Here is a 17,405-nt window from a genome sequence, read left to right as displayed (position 1 = left end):
GCACGTAGGCAAGGGAGCGATACGTGACGGACCATGCAGTCCTTCTCCGTGCCACGGGGATCAGCAAGTCCTTTCCAGGCGTCCGCGCGCTTGACGACGTCCACCTCGACCTGCGGCACGGGGAGGTGCTGGCGCTCGTCGGTGAGAACGGAGCGGGCAAGTCGACCCTCCTGAAGCTGCTCTCCGGCATCTACCAGCCGGACTCGGGGTCCATGGAGCTCGACGGCGCGCCGATGAGCCCCGCCGGCCCCCGGCAGGCGAACGAGCTCGGCATCAGCGTGATCCACCAGGAGTTCCACCTGATGCCCGACCTGACGGTCGCGCAGAACATCTTCATCGGCCGCGAGACCCGGCGTGCCGGCCTGATCCGCGACGACGTGCTGGAGAGCCGGGCGGCCGCCCTCTTCGAGCGGCTCGGGATCCCGCTCGACCCGAGGCAGCCCGTGTCGCACCTGAGCGTTGCCGGCCAGCAGATGGTCGAGATCGCCAAGGCGCTCTCGTTCGACGCCCGCGTGCTGATCATGGACGAGCCGACGGCGGCGCTCACGGAGACCGAGGTAGCCACGCTGTTCCGGATCGTCCGCGACTTCGTCTCGCCGCGCACCGGCGTCATCTACGTCTCGCACCGCATGGACGAGATCAAGGAGATCTCCGACCGCATCACCGTCCTGCGGGACGGCCGCTACGTCGACACGCTGCCGACGGCGACCACGGACACCCAGGAGGTCATCGGTGCCATGGTGGGCCGGCAGCTCGAGACGAGGGTGCGGCCCGACCCCGCCGAGTCCGGCAGCGCTCCCGGGTCTGCTCCCGGGTCGGCGGAGCGCGAGGTGGTGCTCGCGGTCCGCGGACTGAGCACCCGCAAGCTGCTCAAGGACGTGTCCTTCGACCTGCACCGCGGCGAGATCCTGGGCTTCGCGGGCCTGATGGGCGCCGGACGCACGGAGGTCGCACGAGCGATCATCGGGGCGGACCGGTCGACCGGCGTCGTCGAGGTGAATGGCCGGCCGGTCACGGTGCGCAACCCCGCCGACGCCGTGCGGCACGGCATCGGCTACCTCTCGGAGGACCGCAAGCGCTACGGCCTGCTCCTGGACCAGGACCTGGTGCGCAACGTCATGCTGTCCTCGCTGCCCGGGATGACCCGCGCGGGCTTCGTCCGCGATGCCGACGGGCGCCGGGTCGCGGCCGAGATGGTGGACCGGCTGGCGATCAGGACGCCGTCGGTCACCCAGATAGCCAAGAACCTCTCGGGCGGCAACCAGCAGAAGGTGGTGCTGGCCAAGTGGCTCGTTCGCGACTGCGACGTGCTGATCGTCGACGAGCCGACGCGCGGGATCGACGTCGGCGCGAAGGACGAGATCTACGGCCTGCTCACGAGCCTGGCCGAGCAGGGCAAGTCGATCATCGTGATCTCGTCCGAGCTGCCCGAGGTGCTGCGGCTGGCCGACCGGATAGTCGTCATGTGCGAGGGCCGCGTCACCGGCACCCTCGCCAACGCCGAGGCGACCCAGCACAAGATCATGGAGCTCGCGACGCGGTTCGGTGCCGACCGCTCGCTCGTCACGACCGGAGACCCAGAATGACGACGACGTCCAGCACGACCACCGGGCCGGCCAAGCGGTCCGCCCCGCGGTTCGGCAACCGGCAGCAGCTGCAGCAGCTCCTCGCCTTCGCGGGGCTCGTGGTGATCTTCGGATTCTTCTCGTTCGCCAGCCCGTACTTCCTGGACTGGGCCAACGTGAAGGGCATCCTGCTGGCCACCGCCGTCACGGGGATCATGGCGCTGGGCGCCACGTTTGTCATCGCCACGGGCGGCATCGACCTCTCCGTCGGCACCGGCATGACGCTGTGCTCGGTGATGACCGGTGTGTTCCTGGCGAACATGGGTCTGCCGCTCTTCGTGGGTGTGCTGGGCGGCCTCGCCATCGGTGCCCTGATCGGGCTCCTGAACGGGCTGAACGTCTCCTACCTGCGGCTGCCGCCGTTCATCGCCACGCTGGCGATGATGATGGTCGCGCAAGGGCTCTCGCTGGTGATCTCCGGGACCGCGCCCATCTACTTCAGCGAGGTGGGCGGGTTCGACCAGCTCGCCGGCGGTGAGCTCATCCCCGGGCTGCCCAACGCCGTCCTTATCTTCTTTGTCGCCGCCGCCATCGCGGCAGTTGTGCTGAGCAAGACGCTCACCGGCCGCTACGCGCTGTCCATCGGCTCCAACGAGGAGGCGACGGCGATCTCCGGCGTCGACGTGCGGCGCTGGAAGGTTGTCATCTACACCGTGGCCGGGCTGTTCACCGGCCTGGCGGGCATCGTGATGGCCTCCCGGCTCAACTCGGCCCAGCCCGGTCTCGGGCTCGGCTACGAGCTGGAGGCCATCGCCGCCGTCGTCATCGGCGGAACCTCCCTGCGGGGTGGCAAGGCGACGATCCTGGGCACCGTGATCGGCGCGCTGATCATGGCCACGCTCACCAACGGCCTGCGGATCATGTCGATCCCGCAGGAGTGGCAGAAGGTCGCCGTCGGCATAGTGATCGTGCTCGCCGTGTACGCCGACATCCTGCGCCGCGGCAAGGAAGCCTGACCCGACCCCGCTCGACCCCACCACGTCTGATCCGACCATCGAAGGAGCTGGACCGGTATGAACGTCAACACCACCACGCGCACGCGGTTCGCCAGGGTGGCGGCGGCCACCGCGGCCGCCGTTGTTGTGCTCGCGCTCGGCGCGTGCGCCTCGGGCGGCGGCACCGAGCCCGGGGCCGAGGGGGACCGGCCCTACGTGGCCCTGGTCTCCAAGGGCTTCCAGCACCAGTTCTGGCAGGCGGTCAAGCAAGGGGCCGACGACGCCGCGGCCGAGCTCGACGTCGAGGTCACGTTCGAGGGGCCCGAGACGGAGACCGAGGTCGAGAAGCAGCTCACCATGCTGCAGACCGCCCTGGACAAGAGCCCGGACGCGATCGGCTACGCGGCCCTCGACTCCGAGGCGTCCATCCCGATGATGACCGACGCCTCCTCGCGGGGGATCCCCGTGATCGCCTTCGACTCCGGTGTCCAGTCGGACGTGCCGGTGACCACGGTGTCCACGGACAACCTGGCGGCGTCGGCCGAGGCAGCCAGGCACATGGTGGAGCTGGTCGGCAGCGGCAAGATAGCGATCATCGGGCACGACCAGACCTCCCAGACCGGGCAGCAGCGGGTCGAGGGGTTCACCGCGTACATCGAGGAGAACGCGCCGGACATCGAGATCGTCGACACGCAGTACGCCGCGGGCGACCAGCTCAAGTCGGCCGACGCCGCCAAGGCGATCATGCAGGCCCACCCCGACCTCGCGGGCATCTACGGCACCAACGAGGGCTCCGCGATCGGCGTGGTCAAGGCAGTGGAGGAGACCGGCCGGTCGGGCGAGCTCACGGTGATCGGCTTCGACTCCGGCCAGGCGCAGATGGACGCGATTCGCGACGGCCTGATGGCCGGGGCCATCACCCAGGACCCGATCCGGATGGGCTACGAGACCGTCGCGGCCGCCGTGGCGGCGATCAACGGCGAGGAGGTCGAGCCGGTGATCGACTCGGGCTTCTACTGGTACGACGAGACGAACATCGACGACGAGGAGATCGCCGCGGTCCTCTACGAGTAGGCGCCGCAAAGTCGGAGCCCAGGAGGGGGCCTACCGGGCCGCGTGGGCCAGCACCGCTTCGGCCACGGCGTCCGGGGCCTCCTCCGGGATCCAGTGCGAGACGCCTGCCAGCTCGACGAACCGGTACTCGCCGGTGACGTGCTCGGCGCACCGGTCCACACCGGCCCGGCCGACGGCGCTGTCGTCCGTGCTCCACACGAAGGTCGTGGGGACGGGGCACGGCGGGGCGCCGTCGGCGGCGAGGTTGTTCGCGCGGTACCAGCTCAGGGCCCCGGTGAGCGCGGCGCGCTCAGCCAGCGGCCCTGCGTACACGTCCGCCTTCCCGGCGGGCAGCGTGGCGCGCAGGCGAGCCGCGTCGTCGGCCAGCAGGAGATCTTCTGCAACACCCTCGGAACGGAAGATGTCCATGTACCGCGACCGGTGCTTCTGGTCCGGGTCGTTCGTGATGGCCCAGCCGAACGCTGACAGGTGCGGCACGGACAGCGCGGTCAGGCTCGCTACCCGTTCGGACTCCGTGCCGGCGAGCTGCCAGGCGACGCCCGCGCCCCAGTCGTGCCCCACGACGTGCGCGCGCTCGATCCCGAGCGCGTCCAGGATCCCGACGGCGTCCGCCACGAGGTGGGGCAGCGCGTACGAGGCGACGTCGCTGGGCCGGGCCCCCGGCGAGTAGCCGCGCTGGTCGGGCGCGATGGTGCGCAGCCCGGCGGCGTGCAGGCGCGGTACGACGGCGTCGAACGCCCGGTGCGACTGCGGGAACCCGTGCAGCAGCAGCACGGGCGGGCCCTCCTGCGGCCCCGAGACCTCGACATCGAACGTCAGCTCACCCAGCGCGATCTCCATGGCGGGAACGATACGTCGCCGGCTGCGTCCGACCTAGCTGCGTCCGACCTAGCTGCCCGACGATCGCCCGCTCGATCAGGCGCGACGCTGCTCCCACAGGGTCCGCAGCGCGGCGACCTCGTCGTCGAACGACGACTCCAGGCTTCCCGAGTCCAAGTTCGGCAGGCGGAACTCCTCGCCGGCGGCGTCGGTGACGAAGACCCGCCGACCCGTCGCGGCGCCGCCCTTGACCTCGATGGACTGGATGTCCCGCCAAGCGGTCTGCCGGGTCTTGGTCAGGGTCCGCGTTTCGATGTGCTCGGGCGTGGTGATCGTGGCGCTCCGCTTGCTCGAGAGGTAGCCGAAGGTCAGCGACGCCACCACGGCCAGGCTCAGCGGTGTCCAGAGCCAGGATGCCTGGCCGAACCGCACGAGTGTGTAGAGGTTGACGAGCAGGAGGACGGCAAAAGCTGCCCCGCCGATCAACCACATGGGGTAGAGACGCTTGATCGCCGGTCCCACCAGATACACCGGATACCGAGCTTCGCTGTTCATGCCCGGGATGTTAGCGGCCCCGGTCCGGGACCGCTCCCGAGCTGGAGGCTCCGGCTCGGGAGTGGGCTCACGGGCGGATCGTTACCGACTGCCCCGGCTGCAACCGGATCTGGCGCCGCCACTGTCCGGCGCGCACCTCTGTCTCCCGCCCGCCGACGCTGCGGATCGTCGCGCTCGTCACCGCGCCGTCGCGCCAGGTGACGTCGACCTCGAACCCGCCCCGGGCGCCCACCCCGGTGACGCTGCCGCGGTCCGCCCAGGCCGCCGGCAGCGCCGGCAACAGCTCGATGACGCCGGGGCGCGAGTAGAGGATCATCTCCAGCGCGGCCGCCGCGCCACCGAGGTTGGCGTCGATCTGGAAGATCGTGTAGCTGCCCTGGCTGTACATGTCGAAGAAGTTTGCCGAGGTCCCGTTGCCGTTGTTCACCGAGGGGCGCAGGACGGTCAGGTAGAGCTGGTACGCCCGCTCCGCGTCCTTGAGCCGGGACCAGCACAGTGACCGCCAGGCGGTGGCCCAGCCGAAGCTGTCCATGCCCCGGGCGATCAGCAGGTTCCGGACGCCGTCGATCAGCTCGGCCGGGCTGGTGTCCGTGGAGATCCGGTCGCCCGGGTAGAAGCCCATCAGCGGGGACAGGTGCCGGTGGGTGACCTCGCCGAGGTTGCCGGGCGTCATCCACTCCTGCAGCCAGCCTGTCTCCGGGCTGACCTCGGGCAGGTAGAGCCGGGACTGGAGGTCCGCGAGCTCGGCGGCGAACCCCGCGTCCCGGCCCAGGTCGCGCGCCGCCACCTGCACCTGCTGGAACAGGTCCCAGGTCAGCTCCTGGGCGTACGTGGTGCCCTTGGCGTCGGGGCCGTGCTCGGGTGACCAGGCCGTGTCGTCGATCAGCACCTCGCGCTGCGCGCCGGTGGCGGGGTCGGTCACCGTGGTCGGGATCAGCCGGGCCTGCCAGAACTCGGCAGCGCCACGCAGCACCGGGTAGATCTTCTCCAGGTAGGCGATGTCGTGGCTGTACTCGTAGTGCCGCCACAGCGAGCCGCACAGCCAGGCGTTCCCGGACGGGTGCCAGGCCCAGCCGCTGCCGCCGTGGATGTTCGTGGAGAACGCGACCGCCCAGCCCGCTATCTCGCCCGTCGAGTTCCGGAACCGGTTGCGCGGGTCGTTGAAGAGCCGGCGGGTCACGTCCGTCCAGGCCGGTAGCTGCGCCACGCAGTAGTCGGCCAGCGGCATCCCGAGCTCGCCGAGCCCAGCCGGGTCTGCGAGCCAGTAGTTCATCTGGATGTTGATGTCGGTGTGGTAGTCCGCGTACCAGTCGGGGGTGTTGTTGTGCACCCACAGCCCCTGCAGGTTCATCGGCAGCGCGTCGCGCGAGCCGGTGATGGTCAGGTAGCGGCCGTACTGGACGTAGGTGGCCTCCAGCTCGGGATCGGGGGTGCCGGGTTCCGCGTTCCGCGCCTTCAGCCGCGACCACGAGTCCAGCGCTCGCTGCGCGGGGGCCGAGGCGCCCAGGTTGATGGTCATGCGGTCGAAGAGCCGCCGGTAGTCCTCGACGTGGGTGGCGCGCAGCCGGGAGCTCCGCACCCGCGCCGCGGTGGTGACCTTCTCGATCGCGAGGCCGAGCGGGTCGGCCGACGGGTCACGGAAGTCGCGCGCGGCGTCCGGCGCGTAGTCGGTACCGGCGCACACCACGACGAGCAGGTCCTCGCAGTCGGTGAACGACACGGTGCCGCCGTTGATGCCGCCGTCGACGACTACGCTGCCGGTGCTGCTCACGGCGGTGAGCGCAGCCGCGTACCGCAGGCCGTTGTCGAGCGCGCCCGCGAACGACAGGTGCTTCCCGCCCCCGACCGTCGACTCCTCGTGCGTCCCGTCCAGCGTGATCGTGCCGGTGTAGCGTCCGCCGGAGAGCCTGATGACCACGACGTCGTCCGGGTGGCTGATGTAGGTCTCGCGGCGGAGTCTCCTGCCGCCGTGGCGGTAGGAGGCGGAGACGATGCCGTTGCTGAGGTCGAGCTGACGCCGGTAGTCGCTCACCGCCGCACCGGTGTGCCCCGGGACCGTGATGCGGACCTTCGCGAGCAGGCCGAAGCTGCCGAAGTCGTCGCGCCCGTAGGGGAGCTGCCCGTCGTCCTGCAGCACGTCGTTCAGCCCGCCGCTCCAGAACGAGCCGTCGGTCAGGTAGAGGGCGTCGTCGCCCGGGTCGCCGGTGACAAGGCCGCCGAGCCGGCCGTTGCCGATGGGCAGGCCCTCCTCGATGATCCGGCTCTCCACCGCTGGGTCCGGATACCAGAGCGTGGTGGCTGCGGGGCCTGCCGGGACCGCCGGGATCGCTGGGCTGGCGACCGGCCGCGCCGGGGCCGCATGGGCCGCGAAGGGGCGTCCGCCACCGAGGGCGAGCCCGGCCCCGGCCACACCGGTAAGGCGCAGAAAGTCGCGGCGGCTTGATTCGCGAGTCATCGAGGTTGCTCCGTTCGTCATTGAGCGAGCCCAACCAGGCGTCGGGAACCTAACACGAACAGGGCCGATATGGGAGCAATCCAGCCGAAGCGTCCAGGTGAAACAACCGAAACATCCAGGTTGCGCCCGATGAATCTCGAGAAGTCGGACAGTCTGTCTTGCACCGGGGGCTTTCAACGATGAAAGACGAAGGAGAGCACATGGACAGGATCGAAGGTTCCGCCGCGGCCGATCTCGACATCCGGCGTCCGGGTGACGCCGGGTTCGACGAGGCGCGCGCGGTGTGGAACGCGATGGTGGACCACCGGCCGGCGCTGATCGTCCGCTGCCGACGGACCGCCGACGTCGTGGAGGCGCTCGCGCTGGCCCGGCGCGAAGGCCTGGAGGTCGGCGTCCGGTGCGGCGGCCACAGCGTCGTCGGGCACGGTGTTCCCGACGGCGGGCTGATGATCGACCTCACCCCGATGGGCGCCGTCCGCGTCGACCCGGAGCGCAAGCGGGCGTGGGTGCAGGGTGGCGCCCTGCTGGGCGCGCTCGACCAGGCCACGCAGCCGTACGGCCTGGCCACGACGGCGGGCAACGTCTCGCACACCGGCGTCGGCGGGCTCACCCTCGGCGGCGGGATGGGCTGGCTGGCCCGGCAGTGTGGCCTGGCCTGCGACAACGTCGTCTCCTACGAGGTCGTGACTGCCGCGGGGGAAGTGGTTCGAGCCTCGGCCGACGAGCGGCCAGACCTGTACTGGGCGCTGCGCGGCGGTGGCGGGAACTTCGGCGTCGTCACCGAGTTCGAGTTCCGCCTGCACGACGTCGGCACGCGCGCCCTGAGCGTCGGGCTCGACTTCCCGATCGGCACCCTCCTGCCGACCGCCCTGATCGCCACCCGCCGGTGGCGAGACCTCAGCGAGAGCGCCCCGCGGCAGGCCACGTACACGGCCTCCGTGCACGACGGCGTGGTCACCCTCGGCTTCGTCTGGGTGGGCGACCCGGCCGAGGGCCGGGTGCACGCCCGGGCACTCGACTCGCTCGGCAGGCCGGCGGACCGGCGGGTGACGGAGCTGTCCTACCTGGACCTGCAGACCCAGGAGGACACGATCGAAGGCCACGCCCTGCGGCGCTACTGGAAGGGCCACTACTTTCGCGAGCTGCCCGACGCCGCGCTCGAGGTGCTGCTCGCCCACGGTCCCAAGGTGCATGCCGGCCTCCAGGCGTACGGCGGCGCCATCGCCGACGTGCCGGACGACGAGGCCGCGTTCAGCCAGCGTGAGACCCGGTTCGAGTACGTCGTCGCGACGGGCTGGACCGACCCGGCCGAGGACGAGGCCCTGATCGCGGCAGCGCGCAGGAGCGCGGCCCGGCTGGAGCCGTTCGCCAGCGGGGTCTACGTCAACGTGCTCGCCGACGACGGCGTCACCGGCGTCCGACGGGCCTACCCGCCCACCAAGCTGGCCCGGCTCGCCGCGGTCAAGAGCGTCTACGACCCCGACAACGTCTTCCACCTGAACCAGAACATCCCGCCCGCGCCGTCTTGATGGGCTGGGTCGCTGTCGTCAGGCCATCTCGGGCACGTGCAGGTGTGCGAATCCGATCTCCATCTCCTCGACGTTGTCGATCGTGGCGCCGAGCTCGCCGACGACCCGGTCGCGGAGGGCGGCACTGGCCTCCCGGCTGGCCTCTACGGCAGCGAAGGTGTCGAACGCTGCCGTGCTGACGACCCGGCCGGTCTCCCGGTCCACCATCAGGCTGGCGCTGCAGAACCCGTCCAGCTCCTGGATCTGCGGCAGGACGACCATCCGGTACATGTCGATGGCGTCCTCGACGGTGCGCTGGTCGCCGTGCAACCAGGTGAGGCGCGCGCATGCACCGTCGGGCGCGGCGTGGTCGCGGTGGACGACGGCGGCCTCCCACTGGTGGACGTACCTGCCGGAGGTGCTGCCCAGGGCGCGCTCGGCGCGGTCCCGCAGCGGCCGGACGGCGGCGGCGCTCGCCTGCATGGCGTCCTCCGACGACCACGCCGTCGTGGTGATGCACCGGCCGGACTGCCGGTCGACCAGCATCGACATGCCGACGCAGCCGTCCATGGCGCTCACGGCCGGGAAGATCTCCTCACGAACGAGGCTCAGCCCGTCGTCGATGCTGGCGGGAACTCCTTGGACTTCGGTGGTGCGGATGTACATGGCTGACTCCCGGGCTCGGGGCAGCGTCCGGACGGCGCTGCCGTCCCTGTTCACGTTGCGCCGCTGTGTGGCCCAGGTCAAGGGGAGCGAGGTGTGGATCACCAGTCGCGGGTCGCGTCGAGGCCGTCCAGGAGCGCGTCCTTCTCCGAGGTGAGGTCAAGGCCCCGCTCCCCGGCCGCGGCTTCGAGCACGCCGATGACGGCCTGATAGAGCTCCTCGCGTTCCTCGGTCATGATGAAGTGATCGCGTGTGGCGAGGTCGATGGCGTTGAAGGCTTCGCCGTACTCGGAGCCGATGGTGGTCAACGACGCCGCCCTACGACTGGTCGGGTCGTCGAGAGCCTCAATAATCTGGCGGCGGGTCCTCGTGAACTGCGCGAGCGACTTCTTGTAGGCAGTCTTGCTGATGCCCTCGCGGTCGTCCCAGTCACGCAGCGGATTGTCCTTGTTCTCCGTGACCCAGTCGGGCTTCCGCGCGCCCGTCACGCTGAGGTGGGTGCCGTTGGCCGCTTCGGGCCGCCAGACGCGTCGCATCGCGGTGGCGTACTCGTGCGGGATGTTGTGCAGGTCGACGTACTCCAGCTCAGGCGTACCTTCGACGGTGAGGCAGTCCGCTGCTGCCATCCCGAAGTAGCCGGTGATCGTGAGCTCGCGCAACCTCGTGAGCCGGTTGAGGGCGCCGGCGTTGGACATCGTGCCGAGGTCGCCGTAGATGAACAGGTCCGCGAGGTTGGGAAAGGCTGCGACGAGGATCGCGGCGTCCAGATGCTCGACATCGCTGACGTACAGCTGCCTGGTTGTCGGGTCGACTTCTTCGGGGACCTGAAACCCGGGCCCCTTGATCGATGCCTTACCAGGTTCGTCGTCCTCATCGGCCCGACCGCTCGCGTCGAGCCGCTCCCAGGACAACGCGTCGCCGATGCCCCACCGCAGGCCGAATGTGTCTGACGAGCGCCTGATCAGCGGGTCCGCGCCGCCGATGACAGTGCAGCTGCGAGGCAGCACCCACGGGGCATGGGAGTGGCTGTGTTGACCGTTCCAGTTCCCGCGGTGCCGTCGTAGCGGGCGGAGGACTCCCAGATCTGCGAGCGAGTCGGGCCGGGTCGGGCTGGACCAGTCGAGGTCGAGCACGTCAGCCAGCTCCTCGTCCGGGTCCAGACGGGTGACCTGCGCAGCGGTCCACTCGCCGAGGCCGTCATGAAAGGTCACGACGACGTCGCCTGGTGCGAGCGGACGGGGTGGAGTCTTCGGGTGCCGGGGAGCCATGGCCGCAAAGGTAGCCGCGACCACTGACAACGAGTGCTCCAGGCCATCGCGTATGAACGCGCCGCCCGTGTCGGTGGGCTGCTGTACGGTCCCGACATGCCCTCGCTCCCGTTGCGCCTCCAGTGCCGTGGCCTCGTCGTTGATGCCGAAGACCGCATCCTGCTGGTCGCGCATGCGATCGACGAGGGAACCCTCTGGATCGGCCCGGGCGGCGGCGTCGAGGAGGGCGAGACGCGCGAGGAGGGGCTGCGGCGCGAGCTCCTCGAGGAGGTGGGGCTGGACCTGCCCGACGACCATCCCCTCGTGCTGGTCTGGGCGCGTGAGGTCGACTACCCCTGGGCAACACGGAACGGGTTCGCGGGGGTGGACGAACAGTTCTTCCTCTTGCGCACCGACTACTTCGAGCCGTCGTCGGGTGTCGCACCCGGGACGCCCGGCCACCCGGACGAGGAGGGCATCATCGAGGCGCGGTGGTGGACGCCGTCCGACCTCGCGGCTGCAGGCGACGACGTCCTGTTCGGGCCGCGCGTCCTGCCGACGCTTCTGGCCACGACGCTTGCCCGGGAACGGTCGGGCGCGCTGCCGAGCGAGCCCGTCCGTATCGACCTTTGAGCAAGAGGAGTGGTCTCCGCGATGACGTTGGAACGACACGGTCTGGTAGTCGACGTGGTCCCCGAGAAGCGTGAGGAGTACCTCCGCCTCCACGCGGCCGTCTGGCCGCAGGTCGAGGCGACCCTTGGTGCCTGCAACATGCACAACTACACGATCTTCGTGCTGGAGAACACGCTGTTCGCCTACTACGAGTACACGGGCGCCGACCATGCCGCCGACGTGGCCCGGATCGCGCAGGACCCGGTTACCCAGGAGTGGTGGACGCACACGGATCCGTGCCAGACGCCGTTCGGGAAGGACGCCGAGCCTGGCGAGGGCTGGCGGGACATGCGCGAGGTGTGGCACCTGGCGTAGGAGACTGGCGCCGTGTCTGATTTTGCCGTATCCGATAACGCTGCCTCTTCGCCTCCTGACATTGACGACACCGTCCGCCTCGCCGCCGCGGCTCTGGGGCGTTCTCTGACCGATCCGGTTGACCTCGGCGGGTCCCGGCGCTCGCGGGTGCTGCGCTGCCGCACCGAGGACGGCGGCAGCGTCGTCGTCAAGCACTTCCTCGTGACGGGTTCGGAGCTTGCGCGCGAGAGCGTGGGCCTCACGCTCCTGGGCAGGACCCCGGAGCTGCTCGCCACGGACGACGAGCACCGGGTCATCGTCATGTCTGATCTCGGCGACGGCCTGCCGACCCTGGCAGACCTGCTCCTCGGCCCGGACCGGGACGCGGCGTGGACCGGGGCGGTGTCGTGGGCGCGAGACCTCGGCTCGATGCTCGGCGCGTCGCGGCTGTTCGCCGGCGAGGCCCGCCGGCAGATCGTCGCCGGCTCGCCGGGTGGCCCGACGCACTGGGACGCGGCCGCGGACCTCCGGCGAGGTCTCGAACGACTTGCCCTGCTCGTGCCGGAGGCTACCGACGTCGGGGCCATCGAGGCCGAGCTCGCCGACGTCACCGCGCTGCTCGAGGCAGGCGAGGACGCCGTCGTCTGGCCCACCGACACCTGTCCGGACAACGCGATCCTGGCGAGCCTGGCTGACAACGAGCCTGCGTGGTGGTTCCTCGATCTGGAGGGAACGGACGTGAATCATCCGGCCCTCGCCGCGGCGTACACGATGCTGCCGTTCGCGACGTGCTGGTGCGTGTACGACCCGCCCGGAGGCCTCACCGAGGATCTGCTCGCGGCGTTCGCCACGGGTCTGGGCACGCACATGCCAGAGGTTGTCGCTGCACCGGACTGGGACCGGCAGGTCCGGCTCGCCTGTGCGGCCTACGTGGTGCTGGTGACAGGCTGGCTGCTCGACGGCGCGATCGCGGCGCGCCCCCTGGTGGGGCCTGCCGGCAGGTCGCCGTCGTACCGGCAGCTGGTGGCGTCGCGCTGGCGGTGGGGTGCGACGAACCTTCGCACCGAGTTCCCCGCCCTGGCCGAGGCGCTGGCCGGAACCACCCGTTGGGCCTGGGAGAACTGGGGTACCGATGCGGAGACGACCGGCTACCCGGCGTTCGTCTGACGCCTCTCACCCTGCTCGGCGATCTGTCCGCTGCGAGTGGAGACCTTGTCGCCAGGTCAGGCCTTGTCGCGACGCGCTCCTGACGCCGGGCGGCTGATCGGCTGCTGGACGCCTGTCCGAGTCGCGCGCCTATGAGGTTAGGCTTACCTTTTGTGACTCCTACTGTGCTCCGCGGCGACGACCTCGTGCTGGGCTACCAGCGCACCGCCGTCGTGCACGGCGTTGCTGTGCACCTGATGCCGGGTGTCGTGACCGCGCTCGTCGGCCCCAACGGGTCCGGCAAGTCCACGGTGCTCCGCTCGCTCGCCCGCCTGCACCCGGTGCGGCAGGGCTCCGTCAGCCTGGGGTCCACGCCGGACGACGCCGTCGACGCCGCGCCGCTGTCCGCGCGCGAGTTCGCCCGTCGGGTCACGCTGCTCGCCCAGTCCCGCCCGCACCCGGCCGGGCTGGAGGTGCGCGACGTCGTCGCGTTCGGCCGCCACCCGCACCGCCGCCGGTTCGCACCGCTGACCGACGCCGACCACACCGCCATCGACCGGGCGATGACGATCACGGGCGTCACCGACATGGCCCGCCGCGGCGTCGACCAGCTCTCCGGCGGCGAGGTGCAGCGCGTCTGGCTGGCCACCTGTCTGGCGCAGGAGACCGGCGTCGTGCTGCTGGACGAGCCCACCAACCACCTGGACCTGCGCTACCAGGTCGAGACGCTCGACCTGGTGCGCGACCTGGCCGAGGAGCACGGCACCGCCGTCGGCATCGTGCTGCACGACCTGGACCACGCAGCGTCCGTCGCCGACGCCGTCGTGCTGCTGCACCAGGGCCGGGTGCTCGCCGCCGGACCGCCCGCGCAGGTGCTCACGGCCGAGCACCTGTCGCTCGCCTACGGCCTGCCGATCGACGTCACCACCGACCCCGAGACCGGGCGGGTCCGTGTGCACCCGCGCGGCCGGCATCACGGCCGGACCCGCTGAACCGTCCCACAGGAGCGCCGACCGCCGTCGACGTCCGAACCCTCGCGCCCGACGCGACCGAACTGCCGCTACAGAACTGCTGTTACCGAACTGCCGCTACAGAACTGCCCAGACACGACCTGTCACGAACCCAAGGAGACCCATGTCCCCGCGCACAACCGCGTCCCTGGTAGGCGCCGCCCTCGTCCTGCCGCTGGTCCTGGCCGCCTGCGGCACCACGGACCCCGGCGCCTCCGCGTCGCCCCCGGCCGAGGCCGCCTCCGGCGACTGCGCCGACGTCACCACGGAGACCGGCCCCGTCTCCCTGACCGACTCGTTCGGCCGCACGGTCGAGCTCGACCAGCCGGCCGAGCGGGTAGCGGTGCTCGAGTGGCAGCAGGTCGAGGACACCCTCACCCTGTGCGTGAACCCGGTGGCCGTGGCCGACGTCGCGGGCTACACCAACTGGGACAGCGCCGAGGAGCTCCCGGAGGGTGTGGTCGACGTCGGCACGCGCGGCGAGCCCAACCTCGACGCCCTGTACGCCACGGAGCCGGACCTGGTGATCATCGAGGCGTACACCGCCGAGGACGAGATCATCGCCTCGCTGGAGGAGTACGACGTGCCGGTGCTGGCCACCAAGGGCGCCGACGTCGCCGACCCGGTCGCCACCATGTTCGACACGTTCGATCTGATCGCGGAGGCCACGGGCCGCACGGAGCGCGCGGCGGCCGTTACCGAAGAGTTCGAGCAGCACCTGGCCGACGCCCAGGCGCAGGTCGCCGAGCTGGCCCCGGAACAGACCGACTTTGTCTACTTCGACGGCTGGATCGACGGCAGCAACGTCTCGATCCGGCCCTTCGGCCAGGGCTCGCTGGTCGGCGAGCTCGGCGAGGAGCTCGGCCTGACCAACGCCTGGACCGGCGAGGTCGACCCCGCCTACGGCCTGGGGCAGTCCGACATCGAGGGCATGACCGACGTCGGCGAGGCGACCCTGCTCTACACCGGCACCCAGGACGGTGACACCGACTGGATCGCCGAGCTGACCAACAACGACATCTGGGCGAACCTGCCCGCCGTCACCGAGGGGCGCGCGCACGCGTTCCCGGCACACATCTGGACGTTCGGCGGCCCGCGCTCCGCGGAGCAGATCGTCGACGCGTACGTCGACGTCCTCACGAACTGACTCGATGACCGGCCCGATGACTGATCCGATGACTGGCCCGATGGCTGACCCGATCACCGCCACGCAGACGCCGCCCGAGCCGGACACGCTGCCCCAGGCGCCGGCGTCGCGTCCCGCCGTCTGGGCGACGGGCGCCGCCAGCCTGGCGGTGCTCGTCCTGGCCGTGCTCGCCGTCGGCGCCTGGCACCTGACGCAGGGCACGTCCGGCGTCGGGCTGGGCGAGCTGCTGGGCTTGGTCACCGGGCAGGAAGTCACCGGGCAGGACGCGGGCGACGCCTCAGCCGTCCGCGACATCCTCGTCGGCTCACGCCTGCCTCGCCTCGCGGCGGGTGTGGCCGTCGGGTTCGCCCTCGGTGTGGCCGGCGCGCTCTTCCAGTCGATCGCCCGCAACTCCCTGGCCTCGCCGGACACGCTCGCGGTGACCGGCGGCTCCTACCTGGCGGTCGTCGCCGTGGCCGCCTTCGGGCTGGCCGTGCCCGTGTGGGCGTCGGGCGCCGTCGCCTTCGCCGGCGGCCTCGCCGCCGCCGGGCTCGTGCTCGGGCTCGCCGGGGAGCCGGCACGTCCACCACGCGCCTGGTGCTCGCCGGGTCCGCCGTCGCGCTGGCGCTGCAGGCGGCGGCCTCAACGCTGCTCATCCTGTTCGAGGCCGAGACCACCGGGCTGTTCGCGTGGGGCAGCGGCTCCCTGAGCCAGCTCAACCTCACGGCGTTCTGGCGGGCGCTGCCCGTCGTCGTGCTGGCGACGGCAGGCGGGCTGCTGCTCTCCCGGCGGCTGGACGTGCTCGGCCTCGGCGACGACACCGCCGGCGCGCTGGGGGTGCCCGTGCGCTCGACCCGCGCGATCGGCGTGCTGCTGGCGGTGGTGCTCACCGCCGGGGCGGTGACCCTGGCGGGGCCGATCGGGTTCGTCGGCCTCGCCGCGCCGGTGGTTGCCCGGCTGCTCGCCAAGGTGGTCCCCGCTCTGCACCGGCACGCGATCCTGCTGCCGGCCGCGGGGCTGCTCGGCGCCTTCGTGGTGGTGCTCGCCGACGCCGTCGTCCGCGCCCTGCTCGGCGCCGACGAGGCGCTCGCCGTGCCCACGGGCGTAGCGACGACGATCGCGGGCGCCCTGATCATGGTGCTGCTGGCGCGGCGGCTGCGCGATGCCGGTCCGTCCCGCACGCCACCCGCCGCAGCGACGGGGCCCCGCAGCGCCCGGCGCTTCGTCGTCGTGCTGAGCGTGTGCGTGGCGCTCGCGGCCGGGGTGGCGCTGCTCGGCCTGCTCGCCGGGTCCACCTGGCTCCGCACCGGTGACATAGCGCTCTGGCTGCAGGATCAGGGCCCGGCAGTGGTCCGGTTCGCGCTCGACGAGCGCGCGCCGCGTGTGGTGGCCGCGATAGTCGCCGGGGCGGCCCTGGCGCTGTCCGGGACGATGGTGCAGGCCACGGCGCGCAACCCGCTGGCCGAGCCCGGCATCCTCGGCATCACCGGGGGAGCGGGCCTGGGTGCCGTGATCGTGGTGACCGCTGCGGCGGGCACCGCCTGGGGCAACGGGATCGCGGCGAGCAACGGCGCGATGCTCGTGGCGGCCGTCGTCGGCGGACTGCTGGCCTTCGGGATCGTCTACCTGCTGGCCTGGCGGGGCGGGCTGCACGCCGACCGGCTGGTGCTCATCGGCATCGGCCTGGGCTACCTGACGACGGCGCTGACCACATTCCTGCTGCTCAACTCCGACCCGTGGAACACCCCGCGGATCTACACGTGGCTGTCGGGCACCACGTACGGGCGCAGCTTCGACCAGATAGTGCCCGTCCTGGTCGTGCTGGCGCTCGCCCTGCCGCTGGCGGTAATGGTGCGGCGCGAGCTGGACCTCCTCGCCGTCGACGACGACACCCCACGCCTCGTGGGTGTCCGGCTGGAGCGCAGCCGGCTGCTGGTGCTCGCCGTGGCGGCCGTGCTCGCTGCGGTGAGCGTGACCGCCGTCGGCGTCGTGGGGTTCGTCGGTCTGGTGGCCCCGCACGCCGCGCGCGCCCTGGTGGGCGGGCGGCACTCGCGGGTGCTGCCCGTGGCGATGCTCATCGGGGCCGTGCTGCTCGGCCTGGCCGACACGCTCGGCCGCGTTGTCATCGCCCCGGCCCAGGTGCCGGCGGGGCTGGCGGTCGCGCTGCTGGGGGCGCCGTACTTCGTCTGGCTCCTGGCGCGCTCGCGGGTGTAGCTGACGGCGATTTGACCACGCACGTGCTGCCAAGATCGACACCATCCTGGCAGTAAGTGTCC

At 71.2% G+C, this 17,405-nt stretch carries 14 protein-coding genes and 1 pseudogene; 10 read left to right on the top strand and 5 right to left on the bottom strand.

Features of this window, described 5'->3' with window-relative positions:
* Nucleotides 1–23: 23 nt before the first annotated feature.
* Genes AB1046_RS08025 through AB1046_RS08015 form a run of 3 tightly spaced genes read left to right on the top strand, consistent with a single transcriptional unit; the run spans nucleotide 24 to nucleotide 3,634 of the window.
* Complete coding sequence (locus tag AB1046_RS08025) at nucleotides 24–1,586, top strand: sugar ABC transporter ATP-binding protein (protein ID WP_369374103.1); 1,563 nt, start codon at nucleotides 24–26, stop codon at nucleotides 1,584–1,586.
* Entirely contained in the window at nucleotides 1,583–2,581 is a 999-nt protein-coding gene (locus AB1046_RS08020; protein ID WP_369374101.1) for an ABC transporter permease, read from the top strand. The genes AB1046_RS08025 and AB1046_RS08020 overlap by 4 nt, the downstream gene beginning before the upstream one ends.
* A gap of 57 nt (nucleotides 2,582–2,638) precedes the next feature.
* Entirely contained in the window at nucleotides 2,639–3,634 is a 996-nt protein-coding gene (locus AB1046_RS08015) for an ABC transporter substrate-binding protein (RefSeq protein ID WP_369374099.1), read from the top strand.
* A gap of 30 nt (nucleotides 3,635–3,664) precedes the next feature.
* On the opposite strand, the gene AB1046_RS08010 is transcribed toward AB1046_RS08015, so the two are convergent.
* The 3 genes from AB1046_RS08010 to AB1046_RS08000 form a co-directional block, all read right to left on the bottom strand.
* On the bottom strand, nucleotides 3,665–4,474 hold the full coding sequence (locus tag AB1046_RS08010) for an alpha/beta fold hydrolase (RefSeq protein WP_369374097.1): 810 nt from the start codon (nucleotides 4,472–4,474) through the stop codon (nucleotides 3,665–3,667).
* Nucleotides 4,475–4,549: 75 nt separating this feature from the next.
* Nucleotides 4,550–5,008, bottom strand: coding sequence for a PH domain-containing protein (locus AB1046_RS08005; protein WP_369374095.1), 459 nt, complete (start codon nucleotides 5,006–5,008; stop codon nucleotides 4,550–4,552).
* Nucleotides 5,009–5,075: 67 nt separating this feature from the next.
* Entirely contained in the window at nucleotides 5,076–7,463 is a 2,388-nt protein-coding gene (locus tag AB1046_RS08000) for a glycoside hydrolase N-terminal domain-containing protein (protein WP_369374093.1), read from the bottom strand.
* 200 nt (nucleotides 7,464–7,663) lie between these two features.
* Here AB1046_RS08000 and AB1046_RS07995 point away from each other — a divergent pair, with 200 nt between their 5' ends.
* Nucleotides 7,664–8,992 carry an FAD-binding oxidoreductase gene (locus AB1046_RS07995; RefSeq protein WP_369374091.1) on the top strand — a complete coding sequence of 443 codons (1,329 nt, stop codon included), beginning with the start codon at nucleotides 7,664–7,666 and terminating at the stop codon, nucleotides 8,990–8,992.
* Nucleotides 8,993–9,010: 18 nt separating this feature from the next.
* Here the strand turns inward: AB1046_RS07995 and AB1046_RS07990 are convergent, their stop codons facing one another.
* Nucleotides 9,011–9,637, bottom strand: a complete 627-nt coding sequence (locus AB1046_RS07990) for a hypothetical protein (RefSeq protein ID WP_369374089.1) — start codon at nucleotides 9,635–9,637, stop codon at nucleotides 9,011–9,013.
* A gap of 98 nt (nucleotides 9,638–9,735) precedes the next feature.
* Nucleotides 9,736–10,902: a hypothetical protein gene (locus AB1046_RS07985; RefSeq protein ID WP_369374087.1), complete on the bottom strand. Its 1,167-nt coding sequence runs from the start codon at nucleotides 10,900–10,902 to the stop codon at nucleotides 9,736–9,738.
* Between the two features lie 96 nt (nucleotides 10,903–10,998).
* Here AB1046_RS07985 and AB1046_RS07980 point away from each other — a divergent pair, with 96 nt between their 5' ends.
* From AB1046_RS07980 to AB1046_RS07955, 6 genes and pseudogenes are all read left to right on the top strand, one after another.
* Entirely contained in the window at nucleotides 10,999–11,514 is a 516-nt protein-coding gene (locus AB1046_RS07980) for an NUDIX domain-containing protein (protein WP_369374085.1), read from the top strand.
* 21 nt (nucleotides 11,515–11,535) lie between these two features.
* Nucleotides 11,536–11,868 (top strand): L-rhamnose mutarotase, encoded by a 333-nt coding sequence (locus AB1046_RS07975; protein WP_369374083.1) that lies wholly within the window; start codon nucleotides 11,536–11,538, stop codon nucleotides 11,866–11,868.
* A gap of 12 nt (nucleotides 11,869–11,880) precedes the next feature.
* Nucleotides 11,881–13,014, top strand: coding sequence for a hypothetical protein (locus AB1046_RS07970; RefSeq protein ID WP_369374081.1), 1,134 nt, complete (start codon nucleotides 11,881–11,883; stop codon nucleotides 13,012–13,014).
* A gap of 152 nt (nucleotides 13,015–13,166) precedes the next feature.
* Nucleotides 13,167–13,985, top strand: a complete 819-nt coding sequence (locus AB1046_RS07965; RefSeq protein WP_369374079.1) for an ABC transporter ATP-binding protein — start codon at nucleotides 13,167–13,169, stop codon at nucleotides 13,983–13,985.
* A gap of 142 nt (nucleotides 13,986–14,127) precedes the next feature.
* Nucleotides 14,128–15,150 carry an ABC transporter substrate-binding protein gene (locus AB1046_RS07960; RefSeq protein WP_369374077.1) on the top strand — a complete coding sequence of 341 codons (1,023 nt, stop codon included), beginning with the start codon at nucleotides 14,128–14,130 and terminating at the stop codon, nucleotides 15,148–15,150.
* A 4-nt stretch (nucleotides 15,151–15,154) separates the two neighbouring features.
* Nucleotides 15,155–17,343: pseudogene (locus tag AB1046_RS07955) on the top strand (iron ABC transporter permease).
* The last annotated feature ends 62 nt before the right edge of the window (nucleotides 17,344–17,405 follow it).

This window comes from Promicromonospora sp. Populi (assembly GCF_041081105.1).
Lineage (GTDB): Bacteria > Actinomycetota > Actinomycetes > Actinomycetales > Cellulomonadaceae > Promicromonospora.
This window is presented reverse-complemented; position numbering and strand designations above follow the sequence as displayed.

Coding starts and splice junctions, on each gene's coding strand:
- AB1046_RS07980 (WP_369374085.1), top strand. CDS start 10,999: ATGCCCTCGCTCCCGTTGCGCCTCCAGTGCCGTGGCCTCGTCGTTGAT.
- AB1046_RS08000 (WP_369374093.1), bottom strand. CDS start 7,463: ATGACTCGCGAATCAAGCCGCCGCGACTTTCTGCGCCTTACCGGTGTG.
- AB1046_RS08020 (WP_369374101.1), top strand. CDS start 1,583: ATGACGACGACGTCCAGCACGACCACCGGGCCGGCCAAGCGGTCCGCC.
- AB1046_RS07975 (WP_369374083.1), top strand. CDS start 11,536: ATGACGTTGGAACGACACGGTCTGGTAGTCGACGTGGTCCCCGAGAAG.
- AB1046_RS07985 (WP_369374087.1), bottom strand. CDS start 10,902: ATGGCTCCCCGGCACCCGAAGACTCCACCCCGTCCGCTCGCACCAGGC.
- AB1046_RS08015 (WP_369374099.1), top strand. CDS start 2,639: ATGAACGTCAACACCACCACGCGCACGCGGTTCGCCAGGGTGGCGGCG.
- AB1046_RS08010 (WP_369374097.1), bottom strand. CDS start 4,474: ATGGAGATCGCGCTGGGTGAGCTGACGTTCGATGTCGAGGTCTCGGGG.
- AB1046_RS07990 (WP_369374089.1), bottom strand. CDS start 9,637: ATGTACATCCGCACCACCGAAGTCCAAGGAGTTCCCGCCAGCATCGAC.
- AB1046_RS07995 (WP_369374091.1), top strand. CDS start 7,664: ATGGACAGGATCGAAGGTTCCGCCGCGGCCGATCTCGACATCCGGCGT.
- AB1046_RS07960 (WP_369374077.1), top strand. CDS start 14,128: ATGTCCCCGCGCACAACCGCGTCCCTGGTAGGCGCCGCCCTCGTCCTG.
- AB1046_RS08005 (WP_369374095.1), bottom strand. CDS start 5,008: ATGAACAGCGAAGCTCGGTATCCGGTGTATCTGGTGGGACCGGCGATC.